At 35.5% G+C, this 16226-nt stretch carries 11 protein-coding genes, 1 other RNA gene and 1 riboswitch; of the genes, 11 read left to right on the forward strand and 1 reads right to left on the reverse strand.

Annotation, left to right across the window (positions count from 1 at the left end):
• Window positions 1-19 precede the first annotated feature (19 nt).
• The 10 genes from rnpB (at window position 20) to ACQVV1_RS13315 (ending at window position 10472) form a co-directional block, all read left to right on the forward strand.
• An RNA gene (rnpB, locus tag ACQVV1_RS13270) (RNase P RNA component class B) lies at window positions 20-410 on the forward strand.
• 180 nt (window positions 411-590) lie between these two features.
• The gene (locus ACQVV1_RS13275; RefSeq protein WP_000521229.1) at window positions 591-1730 is read left to right on the forward strand and encodes a THUMP domain-containing class I SAM-dependent RNA methyltransferase; all 1140 of its coding nucleotides are present in this window, start codon (window positions 591-593) and stop codon (window positions 1728-1730) included.
• A gap of 61 nt (window positions 1731-1791) precedes the next feature.
• On the forward strand, window positions 1792-1974 hold the full coding sequence (locus ACQVV1_RS13280) for a DUF3921 family protein (RefSeq protein ID WP_098555647.1): 183 nt from the start codon (window positions 1792-1794) through the stop codon (window positions 1972-1974).
• Window positions 1975-2112: 138 nt separating this feature from the next.
• Window positions 2113-4050, forward strand: a complete 1938-nt coding sequence (locus ACQVV1_RS13285; protein ID WP_000493699.1) for an ATP-dependent DNA helicase — start codon at window positions 2113-2115, stop codon at window positions 4048-4050.
• Window positions 4051-4150: 100 nt separating this feature from the next.
• Window positions 4151-5668 (forward strand): carboxypeptidase M32, encoded by a 1518-nt coding sequence (gene ypwA, locus ACQVV1_RS13290; protein WP_242251224.1) that lies wholly within the window; start codon window positions 4151-4153, stop codon window positions 5666-5668.
• A gap of 45 nt (window positions 5669-5713) precedes the next feature.
• Window positions 5714-6187, forward strand: a complete 474-nt coding sequence (locus tag ACQVV1_RS13295; RefSeq protein WP_431168954.1) for a GNAT family N-acetyltransferase — start codon at window positions 5714-5716, stop codon at window positions 6185-6187.
• A gap of 149 nt (window positions 6188-6336) precedes the next feature.
• Window positions 6337-7083 carry a type I methionyl aminopeptidase gene (locus tag ACQVV1_RS13300; RefSeq protein WP_242251226.1) on the forward strand — a complete coding sequence of 249 codons (747 nt, stop codon included), beginning with the start codon at window positions 6337-6339 and terminating at the stop codon, window positions 7081-7083.
• A gap of 116 nt (window positions 7084-7199) precedes the next feature.
• Window positions 7200-7301: riboswitch (purine riboswitch) on the forward strand.
• A 108-nt stretch (window positions 7302-7409) separates the two neighbouring features.
• The gene (locus ACQVV1_RS13305) at window positions 7410-8003 is read left to right on the forward strand and encodes a xanthine phosphoribosyltransferase (RefSeq protein WP_044584263.1); all 594 of its coding nucleotides are present in this window, start codon (window positions 7410-7412) and stop codon (window positions 8001-8003) included.
• 3 nt (window positions 8004-8006) lie between these two features.
• Window positions 8007-9329, forward strand: a complete 1323-nt coding sequence (gene pbuX / locus ACQVV1_RS13310) for a xanthine permease PbuX (protein WP_242251227.1) — start codon at window positions 8007-8009, stop codon at window positions 9327-9329.
• A 444-nt stretch (window positions 9330-9773) separates the two neighbouring features.
• Complete coding sequence (locus tag ACQVV1_RS13315; RefSeq protein ID WP_431168955.1) at window positions 9774-10472, forward strand: YwqG family protein; 699 nt, start codon at window positions 9774-9776, stop codon at window positions 10470-10472.
• A gap of 379 nt (window positions 10473-10851) precedes the next feature.
• Here the strand turns inward: ACQVV1_RS13315 and ACQVV1_RS13320 are convergent, their stop codons facing one another.
• Window positions 10852-12015: a DUF418 domain-containing protein gene (locus ACQVV1_RS13320; RefSeq protein ID WP_242251229.1), complete on the reverse strand. Its 1164-nt coding sequence runs from the start codon at window positions 12013-12015 to the stop codon at window positions 10852-10854.
• A gap of 548 nt (window positions 12016-12563) precedes the next feature.
• Between ACQVV1_RS13320 and ACQVV1_RS13325 the strand changes: the two genes are divergently transcribed.
• A complete protein-coding gene (locus ACQVV1_RS13325) occupies window positions 12564-16223 on the forward strand; it encodes a dynamin family protein (RefSeq protein ID WP_431168956.1) in 3660 nt (1219 codons plus the stop codon).
• Window positions 16224-16226 lie beyond the last annotated feature (3 nt).

Below are 16226 nucleotides of genomic sequence, written 5' to 3' on the forward strand. Positions count from 1 at the left end.
TATACTAATGGATGTCATAACGTTTGGGTAATCGCTGCAACGCCAACGTTGTAGAGGAAAGTCCATGCTCGCACGGCCTGAGATGGCTGTAGTGTTCGTGCCTAGCCAATTCATAAGCTAGGGTATTCTGGCTGTAAGGCTGGTTTAACGGCAGGGAAAAAACCTAAGTCCTTTCGGATATGGTTTGACTACCTTTAAAGTGCCACAGTGACGAAGTCCTTGAAGAAATGATAGGAGTGGAACGAGGTAAACCCCACGAGCGAGAAACCCAAATAATGGTAGGGGAATCTTTTCCAAGGAAATGAACGATGGGAAAGGACAGGTTGTATAACCTGTAGATAGATGATTGCCACCGGAGTACGAGGCGTGGGCCGTTTGCAGTACAAAGGAACAGAACATGGCTTACAGAACGTTATGAACCAACTATGAAATAACTCAGCTCTCCTTTGTTAGAGGAGGGCTTTTTATTTGTATGAAGTTATAAATTATGAGTTAAAATGGTTAATGAGAAAATTTTTCGTAAAATGTAATAATTAATAAGGGAAATTGTTATTAATTATTGTTTGACTATACATAAGAGGTGAATGCAAATGGGAAAAGTTACTTTAATCGCAACAGCGGCAATGGGTATTGAAGCGTTAGTTGCTCGAGAAGTTCGTGATCTTGGTTATGAGTGCCAAGTAGAAAACAGCAAAGTAACATTTGAAGCAGATGAAAAGGCGATTTGTCGCACGAATTTATGGTTACGTACTGCGGACCGTGTGAAAATTAAAGTTGGCGAATTTAAAGCGACAACATTTGATGAGCTGTTTGAGAAAACGAAAGCATTAAACTGGGGAGATTATATTCCAGAGAACGGTGAGTTCCCTGTTATCGGTAAATCTTTAAAATCTGAATTATTCAGTGTTTCGGATTGCCAACGTATCGTTAAAAAGGCTGTCGTTGAAAAATTAAAAACAACATATAAACGTACAACTTGGTTTGAAGAAGATGGTCCGTTATTCCGTATTGAGATTGCAATGCTTAAGGATATTGCAACATTAACAATTGATGCAAGCGGTGTTGGACTTCATAAACGTGGATACCGTATGGATCAAGGGGAAGCTCCTTTAAAAGAAACATTAGCTGCGTCTTTAATTAAATTAACAAACTGGAAGCCAGATCGTCCTTTCGTGGATCCTTTCTGTGGATCAGGTACAATTCCGATTGAAGCAGCATTAATTGGACAAAATATCGCACCAGGATTTAACCGTGGCTTCGCATCAGATGAGTGGGGCTGGGTAGGTAAACAAAACTGGCGTGAAGCTCGTCAAGAAGCTGAAGATTTAGCGAACTATAATCAACCACTGCAAATCATCGGATCAGATATTGATCATCGTATGATTCGAGTTGCTCAAGATAACGCAGAAGAAGTAGGTTTAGGTGATTTAATTACATTTAAACAAATGCAAGTAAAAGATTTCACAACAAAAGAGGATTATGGCTACGTTGTAACGAATCCTCCATACGGAGAACGTTTAAGTGAAAAAGCACTTGTTGAACAATTGTATAAAGAAATGGGACAAGTATTCCGCCCATTAGATACATGGTCAGCATATGTATTAACAAGTTACGAAGCATTTGAGAAGTGCTATGGAAAAGATGCTTCGAAGAAACGTAAGCTGTTTAATGGATTTATCCGTACAGATTACTACCAGTACTTTGGAAAACGTCCACCGCGTAATTCATAGTATAAAACTCCTCCAGCACGCATATACTGGCTATTATGTAATGCGTAAAGGAGGAACTAATATGGATAGTTTCCAATTATCAATGATTCAAAAGGCTATTCACCGTACGTATGATGAGCTCGGAAAAGAAGTGGATAGTCAAAGTGTGATTGTAGATGAAATACAAAAAGCACAAGAAGAATATTTGTCAGCTCTTTCACATGAAACAGCGATTGATAAACGGTATTTAAAGTCATTAATATAGAAGAAAATTTTCCTTTTTCGAAAGGAAAATTTTTTTTCGTGTATTTCTATGTATGGCAACAGGGGAAAGTGGCTGCACACATATGAGTAGCAGTTGCTATATCTTTTTATAGAAAAACTTTTTGGTTGGAGGCTAAGGATGTTTACTGAGAAGAGATTACCATTTGAAGTAGGAAAACAAGACAATTTTTATGATAAGTTGAATGAGTGGATTGGAGATGTATTTTACGACATCCTTCCGGAAAAAGGCTTTGAAGAGCGTGATGAACAAATTTTTATGGCGTTTCAATTAGAGCGTGCTTTCCAAGAAAAGAAAGTAATGTTCGCGGAAGCGGGTGTAGGAACAGGGAAAACAATTGTATATCTTCTATATGCAATTTGCTATGCGCGTTATACTGGAAAACCAGCTATTATCGCTTGTGCAGATGAAACGTTAATTGAGCAGCTTGTAAAAGAAGAAGGGGACATTGCTAAGTTATCTGAAGCGTTAGGGCTATCTGTTGATGTAAGGCTTGCAAAATCAATGGATAATTATTTATGCTTACGTAAACTTGAAGATGTTATGAGTGGACGAGCTCCAGAAGTAATTGAAGACGTATATTACGAATTACCACAGTTTGTATTCGATCATGGTACGATGCAAAACTTTACTCACTATGGTGACAGAAAAGAATTTCCACTTTTAAATGACGAAGAATGGTCAAAAGTAAATTGGGATTACTTCCAAGATTGCTTCACTTGTGATTCACGTCACCGTTGTGGGCAGACTCTTTCTCGTGAGCATTATCGTAAAGCAGCAGATTTAATTATTTGTTCTCAAGATTTCTATATGGATCATATTTGGACGTACGATGCTCGTAAGCGTGAAGGACAAATTCCGTTATTACCAGAAAGTAGCTGCGTTGTATTCGATGAAGGACATCTTGTAGAATATGCAGCTCAAAAAGCTTTAACATATCGTTTAAAGCAAACGATGATGGAGCAACTTTTAACGAGATTGTTGCAAAACGATATTCGCGAGGAGTTTGCACATTTAGTAGAAGAAACAATTTGGCAAACAGAGCGATTTTTTGATGTGTTACAAGAGAATAAAAAGGAAATCGCCGGTTCTGATCGCTTAGAAATTACTGTGACAGAAAAAGTAACTGCTGAAGCGAAGCGACTTTATGCAAAAATCGGTGAAGTCGGAGACGCATTAGTATTTGAAAGTGAAATGCATACAGTAAACACGTATGATTTAAATATTGTTGATGAACATTTAGATGTATTAGAACATTCACTTCGTCTGTTTATGCACGAGAAAAATGTAATTACATGGGGTGAAGAAGGTGATGGAGCCTTCACGTTAGTGATTATGCCACGTGCTGTTGAAGAAGTATTACAAGAGAAAGTATTCTCGAAGAAGATTCCATATATTTTCTCTTCTGCTACACTATCTAACAACGATTCATTCGCATTTACGGCAAATAGTCTAGGGGTAAAAGATTACTTATCATTCTCAGTTGCCTCACCGTTTGATTATGAGGAGCAAATGGCAGTAAACCTACTATCGCATACGAAAGAAAATGAATGGGAAAGAAAGTGTCAATATACACTTGAAAATATACAAAAGACAAATGGACGTACACTTGTATTATTCCGTACAACACAAGAGCTTGCAGCGTTTAAAGAATATGTAAGTAAAGAACAAATGTCAGTTCCGTTCCTATATGAAGGAGATCAAGAAATTAGTCAGTTAGTTTCTCGTTTCCAAAATGAAGAAGAGACTGTGCTTTGTGCCGTTCACTTATGGGAAGGTTTAGATATTCCTGGTTCATCATTATCACATGTTATTATTTGGTCATTACCATTCCCTCCAAACGATCCTGTGTTTGAAGCGAAGCGTAAACATGTAAATGATCCATTCTGGGATGTAGATGTACCATATATGATTTTACGTCTTCGTCAAGGGATTGGACGTTTAATTCGTACGAGCGACGATAAAGGTGCTATATCAATCTTCTTATCTGATACAGAAGATGAGAAAGTGGTAGAAGCGGTGAAAAACGTACTACCAGTAGAAGGTAAAGAATTGTAAGGAAAAAGCTTGGCGCTTGCCAAGCTTTTTTTTATTATAAAAGGAATTTAGATTTCTATGTCGAATTAAGTTTGAGGTAGAAAAAGGAGGTTTTTATACAATGACAGTAGCTACATATGAAGTAGAAAAACAATTTTTAACATATGTGAAGAAGATACAGAATTATGGGGAAGCATTAAGCTTAATGTTTTGGGACTTGAGAACAGGTGCGCCTAAAAAAGGTGTAGACCAGCGTTCAGAAGTAATTGGTATGCTTTCATCAGAAGTGTTTGCCATGTCGACTTCAGATGAGATGGGAAATTATTTAACAGAACTTGAAAATTTAATACGTGAAGACAAACTTTCTGAAACGACGAAGAAAATGGTTGAAGAGTGTCGTAAAGAATATGATAGAAATAAGAAAATTCCACAAGCGGAATATGAAGCGTATGTGAAATTAGAAGCGAAAGCGGAAAGTGTGTGGGAAGAAGCTCGCGAAAAATCTGATTTCGAAATGTTCCGTCCGTATTTAGAAAAAATTGTTGAATTTAAAAAGAAATTTATTACATATTGGGGTTACGAAACATATAAATATAATACATTATTAGATATGTATGAGCCGGGTATTACAGTAGAAGTGTTAGATCACGTATTTGGTCAACTTCGTGAACGTATCGTTCCGCTTGTAAAAGAAATATCGGAGTCGCAAAAGAGATTAAAGACAAGTGCTTTATCAGAACATTTTTCAAAAGAAAAACAAAAGAACTTTACATTAGAGCTATTAAAGCAATTGAATTATGACTTTGAAGCAGGTCGTCTTGATGAAACGGTACATCCATTCGAGATTACATTAAATAGAGGGGATGTTCGTATTACGACACGCTATGATGAAAAAGATTTCCGTATGGCTGTGTTTGGAACAATACATGAATGTGGTCATGCTGTATATGAACAAAATATTGCAGAAAAATTTGAAGGTACACCGCTATGTAGTGGAACATCTATGGGTATTCATGAGTCACAATCATTATTCTTTGAGAACTTTATCGGTCGTAATAAATCATTCTGGAAGAAAAATTATGATGTATTAAAAGAGTATAGCGATGGTCAATTCAATGATATATCAGTAGATGAGTTTTATGATGCGATTAACGAATCGAAGCCATCGTTCATTCGTATAGAAGCAGATGAGCTTACATATCCGCTTCACGTCATGGTTCGTTATGAACTTGAGAAAGAATTATTTGATGGTACATTACAAGTGAAGGATTTGCCAGCGGCTTGGAATGATAAGATGGAAGCATATTTAGGAATTCGTCCGGCAAACGATGCACAAGGTGTATTGCAAGATGTTCACTGGGCTGGAGGTTCATTTGGATACTTCCCATCTTATGCGCTTGGTTATATGTATGCAGCGCAATTTAAGGAAAGAATGTTAAAAGACATTCCGAACTTTGATGCATTGTTAGAAGAAGGAAACGTAACACCAATTCGTGAATGGTTAACACAAAATATTCACCAATACGGTAAAACGAAAAAGCCACTTGAAATTTTAGAAGATGTGACAGGCGAAGGATTAAATGCAAACTACTTAGCAGATTATTTAGAAGCGAAGTATAAAGAAATCTATGAGTTATAAAAAAGAGCTGCTTACTTGCAGCTCTTTTTTATAGGGGGTAGAAGAATGATTTATACATATACAGTAATGACGCAAAAAGAAGCGGAGGGAATTGCATATAACTGGCATTATGAAGGGGAATATTCCTTTTACGATATAGAAGCAGATGAAGAAGATTTAGCTGAGTTTTTACATGAGGAGAGTAGAGGAAATCATACTTTTTCTGTAAAGGAAAATGGCACTCTCATTGGTTTCTTAAGTTTTAGTAACGTAAATAATCAAACGGTTGATATAGGGCTTGGAATGAGACCTGATATAACTGGAAGTGGATTTGGTTTACAGTTTGTAAATGCTGGAATAGATTTTAGTAAAGAAAAATATGGTTGCAATTATATAACATTATCAGTAGCGACATTTAATGAGAGAGCGATTAAAGTGTATAAAAGAGCAGGATTTGAAGCAGTTGGGACGTTTATACAGAAAACAAATGGTAGTTGTTTTGAGTTTTTGAAAATGAGTTATTTATGTAAAAATGATTAAGAAACAGAAGGATTTCCTTTTGTTTTTTATTTTGATGCAGAAATAAATAATACTTTTTGTAATTAGAAGTTTTGAAATTTTGGAAGAGTATGTGTATGATAGAAATTTAGTAGCAAATAGCAGTTTTAGCAAGGAAAGGTAGAGGTAGTATGATTACAATTAAAACGAAAAATGAAATAGATTTGATGCATGAATCTGGAAAATTACTTGCTTCATGTCATAGAGAAATTGCGAAAATAATGAAACCGGGTATTACGACAAAAGAAATTAATACGTTTGTTGAAGCATATTTAGAACAGCATGGTGCAACATCTGAGCAGAAAGGTTACAACGGGTATCCATATGCGATATGTGCATCTGTAAACGATGAAATGTGTCATGGGTTTCCGGCCGATATTCCTTTAACTGAGGGTGATATTGTAACAATTGATATGGTAGTAAACTTAAATGGTGGTCTTTCGGATTCTGCTTGGTCGTATAGAATTGGAAAAGTTTCTGATGAAGCAGAAAAGTTGTTGTTAGTAGCTGAGAATGCTTTGTATAAAGGGATTGATCAGGCGATAATCGGTAATCATGTAGGAGATGTTGGCTATGCAATTGAAAGTTATGTAGCAAATGAAGGTTTTTCTGTCGCAAGAGACTTTACGGGACATGGAATCGGTAAAGAGATTCATGAAGAACCAGCAGTTTTTCATTTTGGGAAGCAAGGACAAGGGCCTGAGTTACAAGAAGGAATGGTAATTACGATTGAGCCGATTGTCAATGTAGGTATGCGATATTCGAAAGTAGATTTAAATGGATGGACCGCGAGAACGATGGACGGGAAATTATCAGCTCAATATGAGCATACAATTGCGATTACAAAAGATGGACCAATCATTTTAACGAAGTTATAATTGGGAATGAAAGAGTTTGCAAAACTCGAACAAAAATAATGATTTTATAAAATTTGTACGTGTTTTGTTAATAAATACTTTTCAAAGTATAAAAAATGCGTTATAATCCATCTATAAAATAAATAGTTAGCTACACTCATATAATCGCGGGGATATGGCCTGCAAGTTTCTACCGAAGTACCGTAAATACTTTGACTATGAGTGAGGACGAATATATTTGCTTGTTTAGCATTCTTTTTTTGCGAAACTCCAAAAGCGCGTCTCTCACTTGTAACGAGTGATGGCGGCTTTTGGAGTTTTTTTATTGCATAAGAGGGGGAACAAACATGAAAGTATTACAAGAAAAGATTTTGAACGAAGGAAAGGTTTTATCTGGTGACGTATTAAAGGTAGATGCTTTTTTAAATCATCAAATTGATCCAGTACTTATGCAAGAAATCGGAAAAGAATTTGCTAAACGTTTTAAAGAAGAGAACATTACAAAAATCGTGACGATTGAATCTTCAGGCATTGCACCAGCAGTTATGGCTGCATTAGAGCTTGGTGTAAAAGTAATCTTTGCAAGAAAACGTAAATCGTTAACGTTACAAGATAATATGTACGTTGCAAACGTATATTCATTTACAAAACAAGAAACGAATGAAATTTCATTATCTCGAAATCATATCGATGAAAGTGATCGCGTTTTAATTATCGATGACTTTTTAGCAAACGGTCAGGCTGCTTTAGGTTTAATGAGTTTAGTCGAGCAAGCTGGAGCAAGCATTGCAGGAATTGGTATTGTTATTGAAAAAGCATTTCAAGATGGAGGAAAGAAGCTTCGTGAACAAGGCGTTCGTGTTGAATCACTAGCAGAAATTGCATCACTTGATAACGGCACAGTTACATTTGTACAGCAAGAAACTGCGGAGGTGAAGTAAACGATGAAGCAACATCCATTTAAAATTGCATCGCTTGGTATGCAGCATATGCTTGCTATGTATGCTGGTGCAATTATCGTTCCGCTTATTGTGGGCGGTGGACTTGGTTTAAATCAAAAAGAGTTAACGTATTTAGTCTCAATTGATTTATTAATGTGCGGCGTTGCGACAATTTTACAAGCATTATCAAATCGCTTTTTCGGTATTGGGCTTCCAGTTGTACTTGGTTGTACATTTACAGCAGTTGGACCGATGATTGCAATCGGGAAACAATACGGCGTGTCTTCTATTTATGGGGCAATTATTGCTGCGGGGTTATTCGTTGTTATTTTTGCGAAATTATTTGGAAAGCTTGTAAAGCTGTTTCCACCTGTTGTAACAGGATCTGTCGTTACAGTAATTGGAGTTACACTTGTTCCTGCCGCTATTAATGATATGGCTGGTGGAGTAGGAAGTAAGGATTTCGGTAGTCTTGAAAATTTAGCATTAGCATTTGGTGTGTTACTATTTATCATCATTATGTATCGTTTCTTTGACGGATTTATTCGTTCAATCTCTATTTTACTAGGTCTATTGTTCGGTACAATCGTTGCAGCATTTATGGGGAAAGTAAGCTTGCAAGCAGTTGGAGAAGCGGATTGGTTCCACGGTATTCAGCCGTTTTACTTCGGTACACCAACATTTGAATTAACGCCAATTATTACGATGGTTCTTGTTGCTTGCGTAGGGATTGTAGAAGCAACGGGTGTATACTTTGCGTTATCTGATATTTGCAATAAAAAGATCGGTGAAAAAGAATTAACAAAAGGCTATCGCGCAGAAGGATTGGCGATGGTGTTAGGTGGTATTTTTAACGCATTTCCATATACAACATACTCTCAAAACGTAGGACTTGTTCAATTAACTGGAGTAAGAAATCGCGTTATTATTTACACTTGTGGTGGTATGTTAATCGTTCTTGGATTCATTCCTAAAATCGCAGCTATTACAACAATCATTCCGAAATCAGTACTTGGCGGTGCAATGCTAGCGATGTTCGGTATGGTTATGGCTTATGGTATTAAAATGTTAAGCAGTGTTGATTTTGGAAAACAAGAAAACTTATTAATCGTTGCATGTTCTGTTGGAATCGGACTAGGAGTTACTGTCGTTCCTACATTATTCTCACAACTTCCAGAAAGTATTCGTATTTTAACAGATAACGGAATCGTACTTGGAAGTGCGTCAGCAGTACTATTAAATATCGTATTTAATATGGCGCCGCAGCGTAAAGTGAAAGTAAAGGATGAACCAGTTCCGATACAAAGTGCGGTAAGAGAAGCGTAAAAAGCAATTAGGATACGATATGAATTGTATGTAATTAGGCCTATCTCATTTGAGATAGGTTTTTAATTTGTGGTTATTTTTAAAACACCAGTCAAATTGAACTCATCGTTTTTATTATTGAGCTAGTTTAATAAATTTATAATGTCTCGATTTCTAGAGTTCCTTTTAATTCTAAAGCTTCATTACTTCAGGAGTTTTACCCGATGATGAAAAATGGTGCAACTTTTGTACAAAGGGTTAAACTTTACTCACAACGGTACGATTTTTTATAAACAGTACAAATTTGTTTTAGATCGACAGTAAAACCACAAGAAGAGAAGTGAAATTGCTGCTTAACAATACTTTTCAAAAGAATCGTTATAAAATAACATACATTATTGTTACAATATAATTACCCGTTAAAATAAAGAGAAACAAAAATATATATTTAAGAGGAGAAATATTTTGGAAATAGATCAAATAAAGAATATCTTAAGAAAAAGAGCAACTATCTTTCAAACAGGCGGAAAAAGACCTGATTTATCTATAAATGAAAGTTGGATTGGAAAGATTCCCTATTCATTACCAAATGAAACTTACCCAATCGATCGCTATCAAGATAAAATGTATGCGATTATGATGCTTAATTTAACTCAAATACCTTTTGTTCCAGAAGCAGTAAAAGATATGAAAGCAATCGCAGTACTTCTTTCTCCAAACTTTGTTAAAGATTTGTCCAACTTATCAGGGAATTTTTGTGTTAGGGAATATGATTCTTTAGAAGAACTAGTACCGAATGAAATGTCACTTACGTTTCCAAGTCTAAAACCTTTCCCCTTAATACCAAAGTTAGTAGCTGATGAGTTTCCACAATGGGATACGGAAGATTTCCCCCACAACGTGCAAGATAAAATTATTGAACTTGAAAATACAATTGAGATTGACTACTACGAGGACATTTTTGAAGAAAATCATTACATACACAAATTAGGAGGCTATGCTTGCTTTGCCCAATCAGGTATCCAATGGCCCGCGGATTATGAATTTATTTTTCAAATAACAGACGATCCAAAAGCACATTTAAAGATTATTCATGGCGGCGGAATTTATTTTGCTAAAAATAGTAAAACAAATGATTGGATCGCACATTGTGATTTCTTGTAGGAATAGAATTTAAAGTGATGTTCTCTCATGTCAAATCTTGCTTAGCATATAATTTCATTAAAATGTTGACGGTATGCCTATAGCTACATGCTTTAATGGATTAAAAGAAACGAGAGGATTTCCATTGAAGAGATATGCCAAATTACAGGTTTGAGTTAAGCCGCCCTGTATCGTAGATTAAAAGAACTTGAATAAAGTTCTTTTTTTATTTGTAATAATCTATCATGTTATTTCTTCTCTAGTCTCTTTTAATATTTCCACAGTTACATTTTGCCCCCTTACATCAAATAAAACAGTTTAGTTAGTGCTACTTCAAATGTTGCAACTAGAACACTCGATACAAAGTGCGGTAAGAGAAGCATAAAAAAGCAAGGTCTCGTTACGAGACCTTGCTTTTCTTTTTAAGTGGCATCATTTTTCCATACGTACCAAGGCGCCATATATATTCAAGTGGCCCGTATTGATAACGTGACAGCCACCAGCGGCTAATAAAGATTTGTAACGTGTAGAAACCGATGCAGAATAGTGGTCCTACCCATAATGGAGCAGGATAATAATTTTTAAACAGTAGTCCGAATACAAGTAATGTAACAATTGTATGCGAGATGTAATTTGTTAACGCCATTCGACCAACGTACTGGAATGGACGTAATAATGTTTGCCATCTTTCTTTTCGTAATAAACGCATGAGCGTGAAAATGTAGAATATGAATAATGTTTTCCCGCTAAACATTGCAAGTCCTTGCATATAAAGTGGTTCATATGACGATGTTGATAAGAAATAACGAACCATAAAAAACCAAAACGGTAATGTTAAAACGAACATAATGATTTGCCATTTTTTTAGTTTTGGGTCTAACTCTTTCGTACGACGGAAAATGTCTTTTTTACCAGCATATAAACCGAGTAAAAATAATCCGAGTGTTTCTGGTAGCATTGAAATATTTAGCCCTATTCCATTAGCATAAAATGCATGGAAACGATTTTGTATTTGTGAAACCCAGTCTTCAAGTGGCATGATTGGTAAGGATAACCCAAGTTCCTCCTTTGGCATAAAGGCAATACCAATGCTAGCAATTAGCATAAGAAATTGAAAAATACTTAATAAAACGATGGCCCATATTAAAATGGTACGAGGTTCTCTCTTATAAAATAAAAATAAGAAAAATCCAGCGATTGCATAACTATGTAAAATGTCTCCGTCCCATAAAAGAACGTAATGTAAGAAACCAAATAATAATAAAATAAGTAAGCGACGAACAAATAAAGTTTTTGGTCGATCTGTTTTCGCTTCAGCACGAGTCATAAAAATGTAAAAGCCTAGACCGAATAAAAACGAAAAGATAGTATAAAACTTTGTTTGAATAAACATATCGTAGAATAGACGGATATAGCTATCTAGCCCCTCATAAACTCCTGAAAGATCACGTGAGTCAATCCCGGCGATAACAGGCCAGTTAACAAGAAAAATACCAAGTACCGCTATTCCTCTAATAATATCGATGGAGTGTATCCTCTCGCCTTGTGAAATATTTTGTGTCATTATTTTCCTCCTTGTTAAGTAATTCCCTTTTATTATACAAAATGTAAGATGGGGGGGGAGGGTGGATTTCCATTTTTTTTAACTATTAAGTTATGTAAGATGAGATATAATAAGAATGCACAACAAGTTTTAACCTTCTTCAAAACAGGCAGTGAAGCTCCTTCTTATAAGGGGCTTTCTTTATGAAAATTGTTGATAATGATTCTCTTTAATGATAAAATGTATTCAAAAGTGATAATCATTATCAAAAAAGGTTGGTGCATGAGTATGGTATATGCATTAGTAGCAGGTACAGTTGCTGTATATGCAGTTATTGCAAAGTATGTTTTAAATGGAGTAGGAACAGCAAAATGAGTAATATGACATAAAATCCCTTTCATTTGTAAAAAGAATGAAAGGGATTTTTTATTTTTAATGAGAATATGCTGAAAATTTAGTATGATAGTAAAGTGAAACTGTAATCAATGGGTAGGTGTATCTCTCACTGATTATGAGCTCGCAAATAGCGGGGAAAAGTATATACATCTTGGATAAAGGGGAACAAGGGGATGACAAACATAGTACAGACAAACGGTATGAAAAAACTTGTTTGTTTTTATGAAGAGTGGCAAAAACACGGCGATGCAGAAAATAGCTTAAAGTTGTTTGAAGTGATTCAAAAATATAAACGAGAGCAGCTTATGATAGCGTTCTGCGGTCACTTCTCTGCAGGAAAATCAACGATGATGAATCATCTATATAAAGCGCAGTTGTTACCGACAAGTCCAATTCCGACAAGCGCTAACGTCGTTAAAATTGAAAAAGGAATGGATCGTGTTGTTGTAACAGTTAAATCTGGAGAGCAGTACGAATATGACGGTGCATATTCAGCAGAAGAATTAAAGCAAATTTGTAAAGATGGCGATGAGGTAATTGGTGTTCATATTTATCGGAATGATGCGCCAATTCCTGAGGGTGTTATGTTAGTTGATACACCAGGGATTGATTCAACAGATGATGCCCATCAACTAGCGACAGAATCAACGCTGCATCTAGCAGATGTGATTTTTTATATGATGGATTACAATCACGTTCAATCGGAAGTGAATTTGCAATTCGTTAAAGAATTGAAACAACGTAATAAAACGGTTTATCTCGTTGTAAATCAAATAGATAAACATAAAGAAAATGAATTATCGTTTGAGGATTATAAAGATAGTGTACAACAATCGTTCTCTAACTGGGATATTGAAGTAGATGGCGTTTATTATACGTCGTTACGAATGATGAACCATCCACATAATGAAATTGAAAGCTTAGAAACATTAATTACTTCTATTATGAAAGAAAAAGAGCAGTATGTAAGAGATGGAATGGAAAGAGAAACAGAATATTTAATGGGGGAACATTTCTCGTTTATTCTTTCTGAAAATGAAAAAGCTCTTTTGAAATATGAGGAAGAGTTGGCATCACCACTTTCCATTGCAGAAGTAGTTGAAAAAAAAGAAGGGCTAACGGAAAATAAAAATCGTGAGGCCGGTAAAGAATCTCATGTGAGAAATGAATTTATAAAAGGTTTACAAGCTATATTAGATAACGCGTATTTAATGCCATTTGAAATGAGAGAATTGGCAAATGCGTATTTAGAAACGAAATTAACAAAATTTAAGGTCGGTTTGCTATTTGCGAAAGGAAAGACGGAGCAAGAAAAACAGAGACGTGTTGATGCTTTTTATTCTGCTTTACAAAAGACTGTTGAAACGCAACTTGATTTTCATGTGAAAGAATTTATTGTTGCCTTCTTAAAAGAAGAAGGATTGTTCACAGAGGAAATTGGGAAAGACATATATGCTTTAGAAATTGCTTTCGGACCAGAAATGTTGGCTGAAGTAATTAAACAAGGCGCAGGTTTTACTGGTGATTACTTACTTCTTTATACAGCGGATGTAGCGAATGAACTAAAGAAGCGTTATTTTATAAAAGCACAGCAAATTTTTGATAAAAGTGCGGTCGTTTTAAAGCAAAAGGTGAAAGAAGCAGTTGCTCGTATTGAAGAAGAGATTGAAACATATACGATGTTGCAAACGGCAAAAGAAACGAAATTACAATACAGTAACAATTTGGAGACATATGAAAGTTATTTGCAAAATATTTGGCACGAGCGTGTTGCTACGCCAGAAGGATTGCAAATAGAGGACATATTGCAAAGTGAAAAACAAATTGTTAGTGAAAAATTCACATTACAAGAGCAGGAAATTGTAAATGATAACGTAGTAGCTCATGAAGAAGAGATAAAAGGAACGGCAGCTTTAAATATTCAGCGTATATTAGAGAAAGTGAAGAAAGCTGAAACGATATTAGAACCATTGTCTACACTGAAACATGTACAGCAAGAGGTAATAGAGAAAAGGCGTCGTGTGGAAACGAAACAATTTACAGTAGCGTTATTCGGAGCTTTTAGTGCTGGGAAATCATCATTTGCCAATGCATTGCTTGGTGAGAAGGTACTTCCAGTATCACCAAATCCGACGACGGCAACGATTAATCAAATTTTGCCTGTTACAGAGGAAAAACCACATGGAACAGTAATGGTTCAATTTAAATCAAAGCAAGCTCTATTAGAGGATATGAAAGCTGTTTACAAGCTGTTTCATTATGAGATTACGACGTTAGATGAAGCGTTAGCACAAATTGATAAAGTTATGAAATATCCTTCACCAACTGGGAAGCAAAAAACAACATTTAGCTTTTTACGAGCGGTACAAAAAGGGTATGATACGGTTTCTGCATATTTAGGGAAGCAAGTACAAGTTACATTAGAAGAGTTTTCTGATTATGTAGCGAATGAAGAAAAATCGTGTTTTGTTGAGTATATGGAGCTTTATTATGATTGTGCTTTAACAAGGCAAGGAGTAGCGCTTGTAGATACACCTGGAGCAGATTCTATTAACGCCCGCCATACAGACGTTGCATTCCAGTATATTAAAAACGCAGATGCTATTTTATTTGTAACGTATTATAACCATGTGTTCTCTCGTGCTGACCGTGAATTTTTAATTCAGCTTGGTCGTGTAAAGGATACTTTTGCTCTTGATAAAATGTTCTTCTTAATTAATGCGGCCGATTTAGCAGAGTCTGAAGATGAGCTTGAAATGGTAAAAGGTTATATCGCAGACCAGCTACTGCAATACGGTATTAGAAATCCGCGTTTATTTGCAATTTCAAGTTTATGTGCGCTTGAAGAGAAACAAGGAAAGAATATTGAAAAAGAGAAGTACGGTATTTTACAAAACTCTGGGATTGCTAAGTTTGAGGAATCATTTACATCCTTTATGATGAGAGATTTAATGCTCGTATCTGTTCATGCTTTATATGGTGCGTTGCAGGGAGCAGATCAGCTTTTAGTAAATATGATAAATGGTGCAAAGCAGGGGAATGAAGAGAAAGAGAAGCAAACGAAAAAATATGAAGCAGAGCGTGATCAACTACTTCATATTATTTCATCATATAGTGTGCTTGCTGAAGAACAGGCGATGCAAAATGAAGTGAAAGAATTGCTTTATTATGTACACCAACGTCTATTCCTACGCTATAACGATGTGTTTACTGAATTTATTAATCCAGCATCGCTTCGAACGGATGGAAATGTGAAAGTGCAGTTGCAGCAGTGCGTTATGGAATTAGTAGCATTTATTCAGCATGATTTATTACAAGAAATGCGTGCGACGTCGTTACGCCTTGAAAAATGGATAGATGAAGCGATGAAGCGTGCAAAGAATGAAATTGTGGTGAACTGTAAAGTAGAAAATGAATCAATTTCTATGAGTGGAACAGTGGATTATGAATATAAAGATATTACACATAAAGAACCGTTCCCTTCAGTTGAAATAAAAGATTTCAAAAAAGCACTGGCACATTTTAAAAATGAAAAAAGCTTTTTTGAAAAAAATGATAAAGCTTTCATGCAAGAAGAGGCTAAAGCTGTATTAGAACCATTCGTATCAAACTATGTAGCTGATGAAAAAGATTTATTTGTTCATCATTATAAGCAAGAGTGGGATTTGAAATGGAACCTATTCCAAAAAGTGATGCAGCAAGATGTGATGAACTATTATGAAAGTGTATTATTTGCATTGGCTGAAACAATTGATGTATCACTATATGAACAAAGTAAAGAACAATTGCAAAAGCAGTTAGTAGAGATTGAAAAAGAAATTTATGTGATATAGTCG

It is taken from the genome of Bacillus basilensis (assembly GCF_050630465.1).
Lineage (GTDB): Bacteria > Bacillota > Bacilli > Bacillales > Bacillaceae_G > Bacillus_A > Bacillus_A basilensis.

Bases quoted from the DNA above. Each gene is read 5' to 3' on its own strand.
- ACQVV1_RS13300 (WP_242251226.1), top strand. From the start codon at position 6,337: ATGATTACAATTAAAACGAAAAATGAAATAGATTTGATGCATGAATCT.
- ACQVV1_RS13305 (WP_044584263.1), top strand. From the start codon at position 7,410: ATGAAAGTATTACAAGAAAAGATTTTGAACGAAGGAAAGGTTTTATCT.
- ACQVV1_RS13285 (WP_000493699.1), top strand. From the start codon at position 2,113: ATGTTTACTGAGAAGAGATTACCATTTGAAGTAGGAAAACAAGACAAT.
- ypwA (WP_242251224.1), top strand. From the start codon at position 4,151: ATGACAGTAGCTACATATGAAGTAGAAAAACAATTTTTAACATATGTG.
- ACQVV1_RS13295 (WP_431168954.1), top strand. From the start codon at position 5,714: ATGATTTATACATATACAGTAATGACGCAAAAAGAAGCGGAGGGAATT.
- pbuX (WP_242251227.1), top strand. From the start codon at position 8,007: ATGAAGCAACATCCATTTAAAATTGCATCGCTTGGTATGCAGCATATG.
- ACQVV1_RS13325 (WP_431168956.1), top strand. From the start codon at position 12,564: ATGACAAACATAGTACAGACAAACGGTATGAAAAAACTTGTTTGTTTT.
- ACQVV1_RS13275 (WP_000521229.1), top strand. From the start codon at position 591: ATGGGAAAAGTTACTTTAATCGCAACAGCGGCAATGGGTATTGAAGCG.
- ACQVV1_RS13280 (WP_098555647.1), top strand. From the start codon at position 1,792: ATGGATAGTTTCCAATTATCAATGATTCAAAAGGCTATTCACCGTACG.
- ACQVV1_RS13320 (WP_242251229.1), bottom strand. From the start codon at position 12,015: ATGACACAAAATATTTCACAAGGCGAGAGGATACACTCCATCGATATT.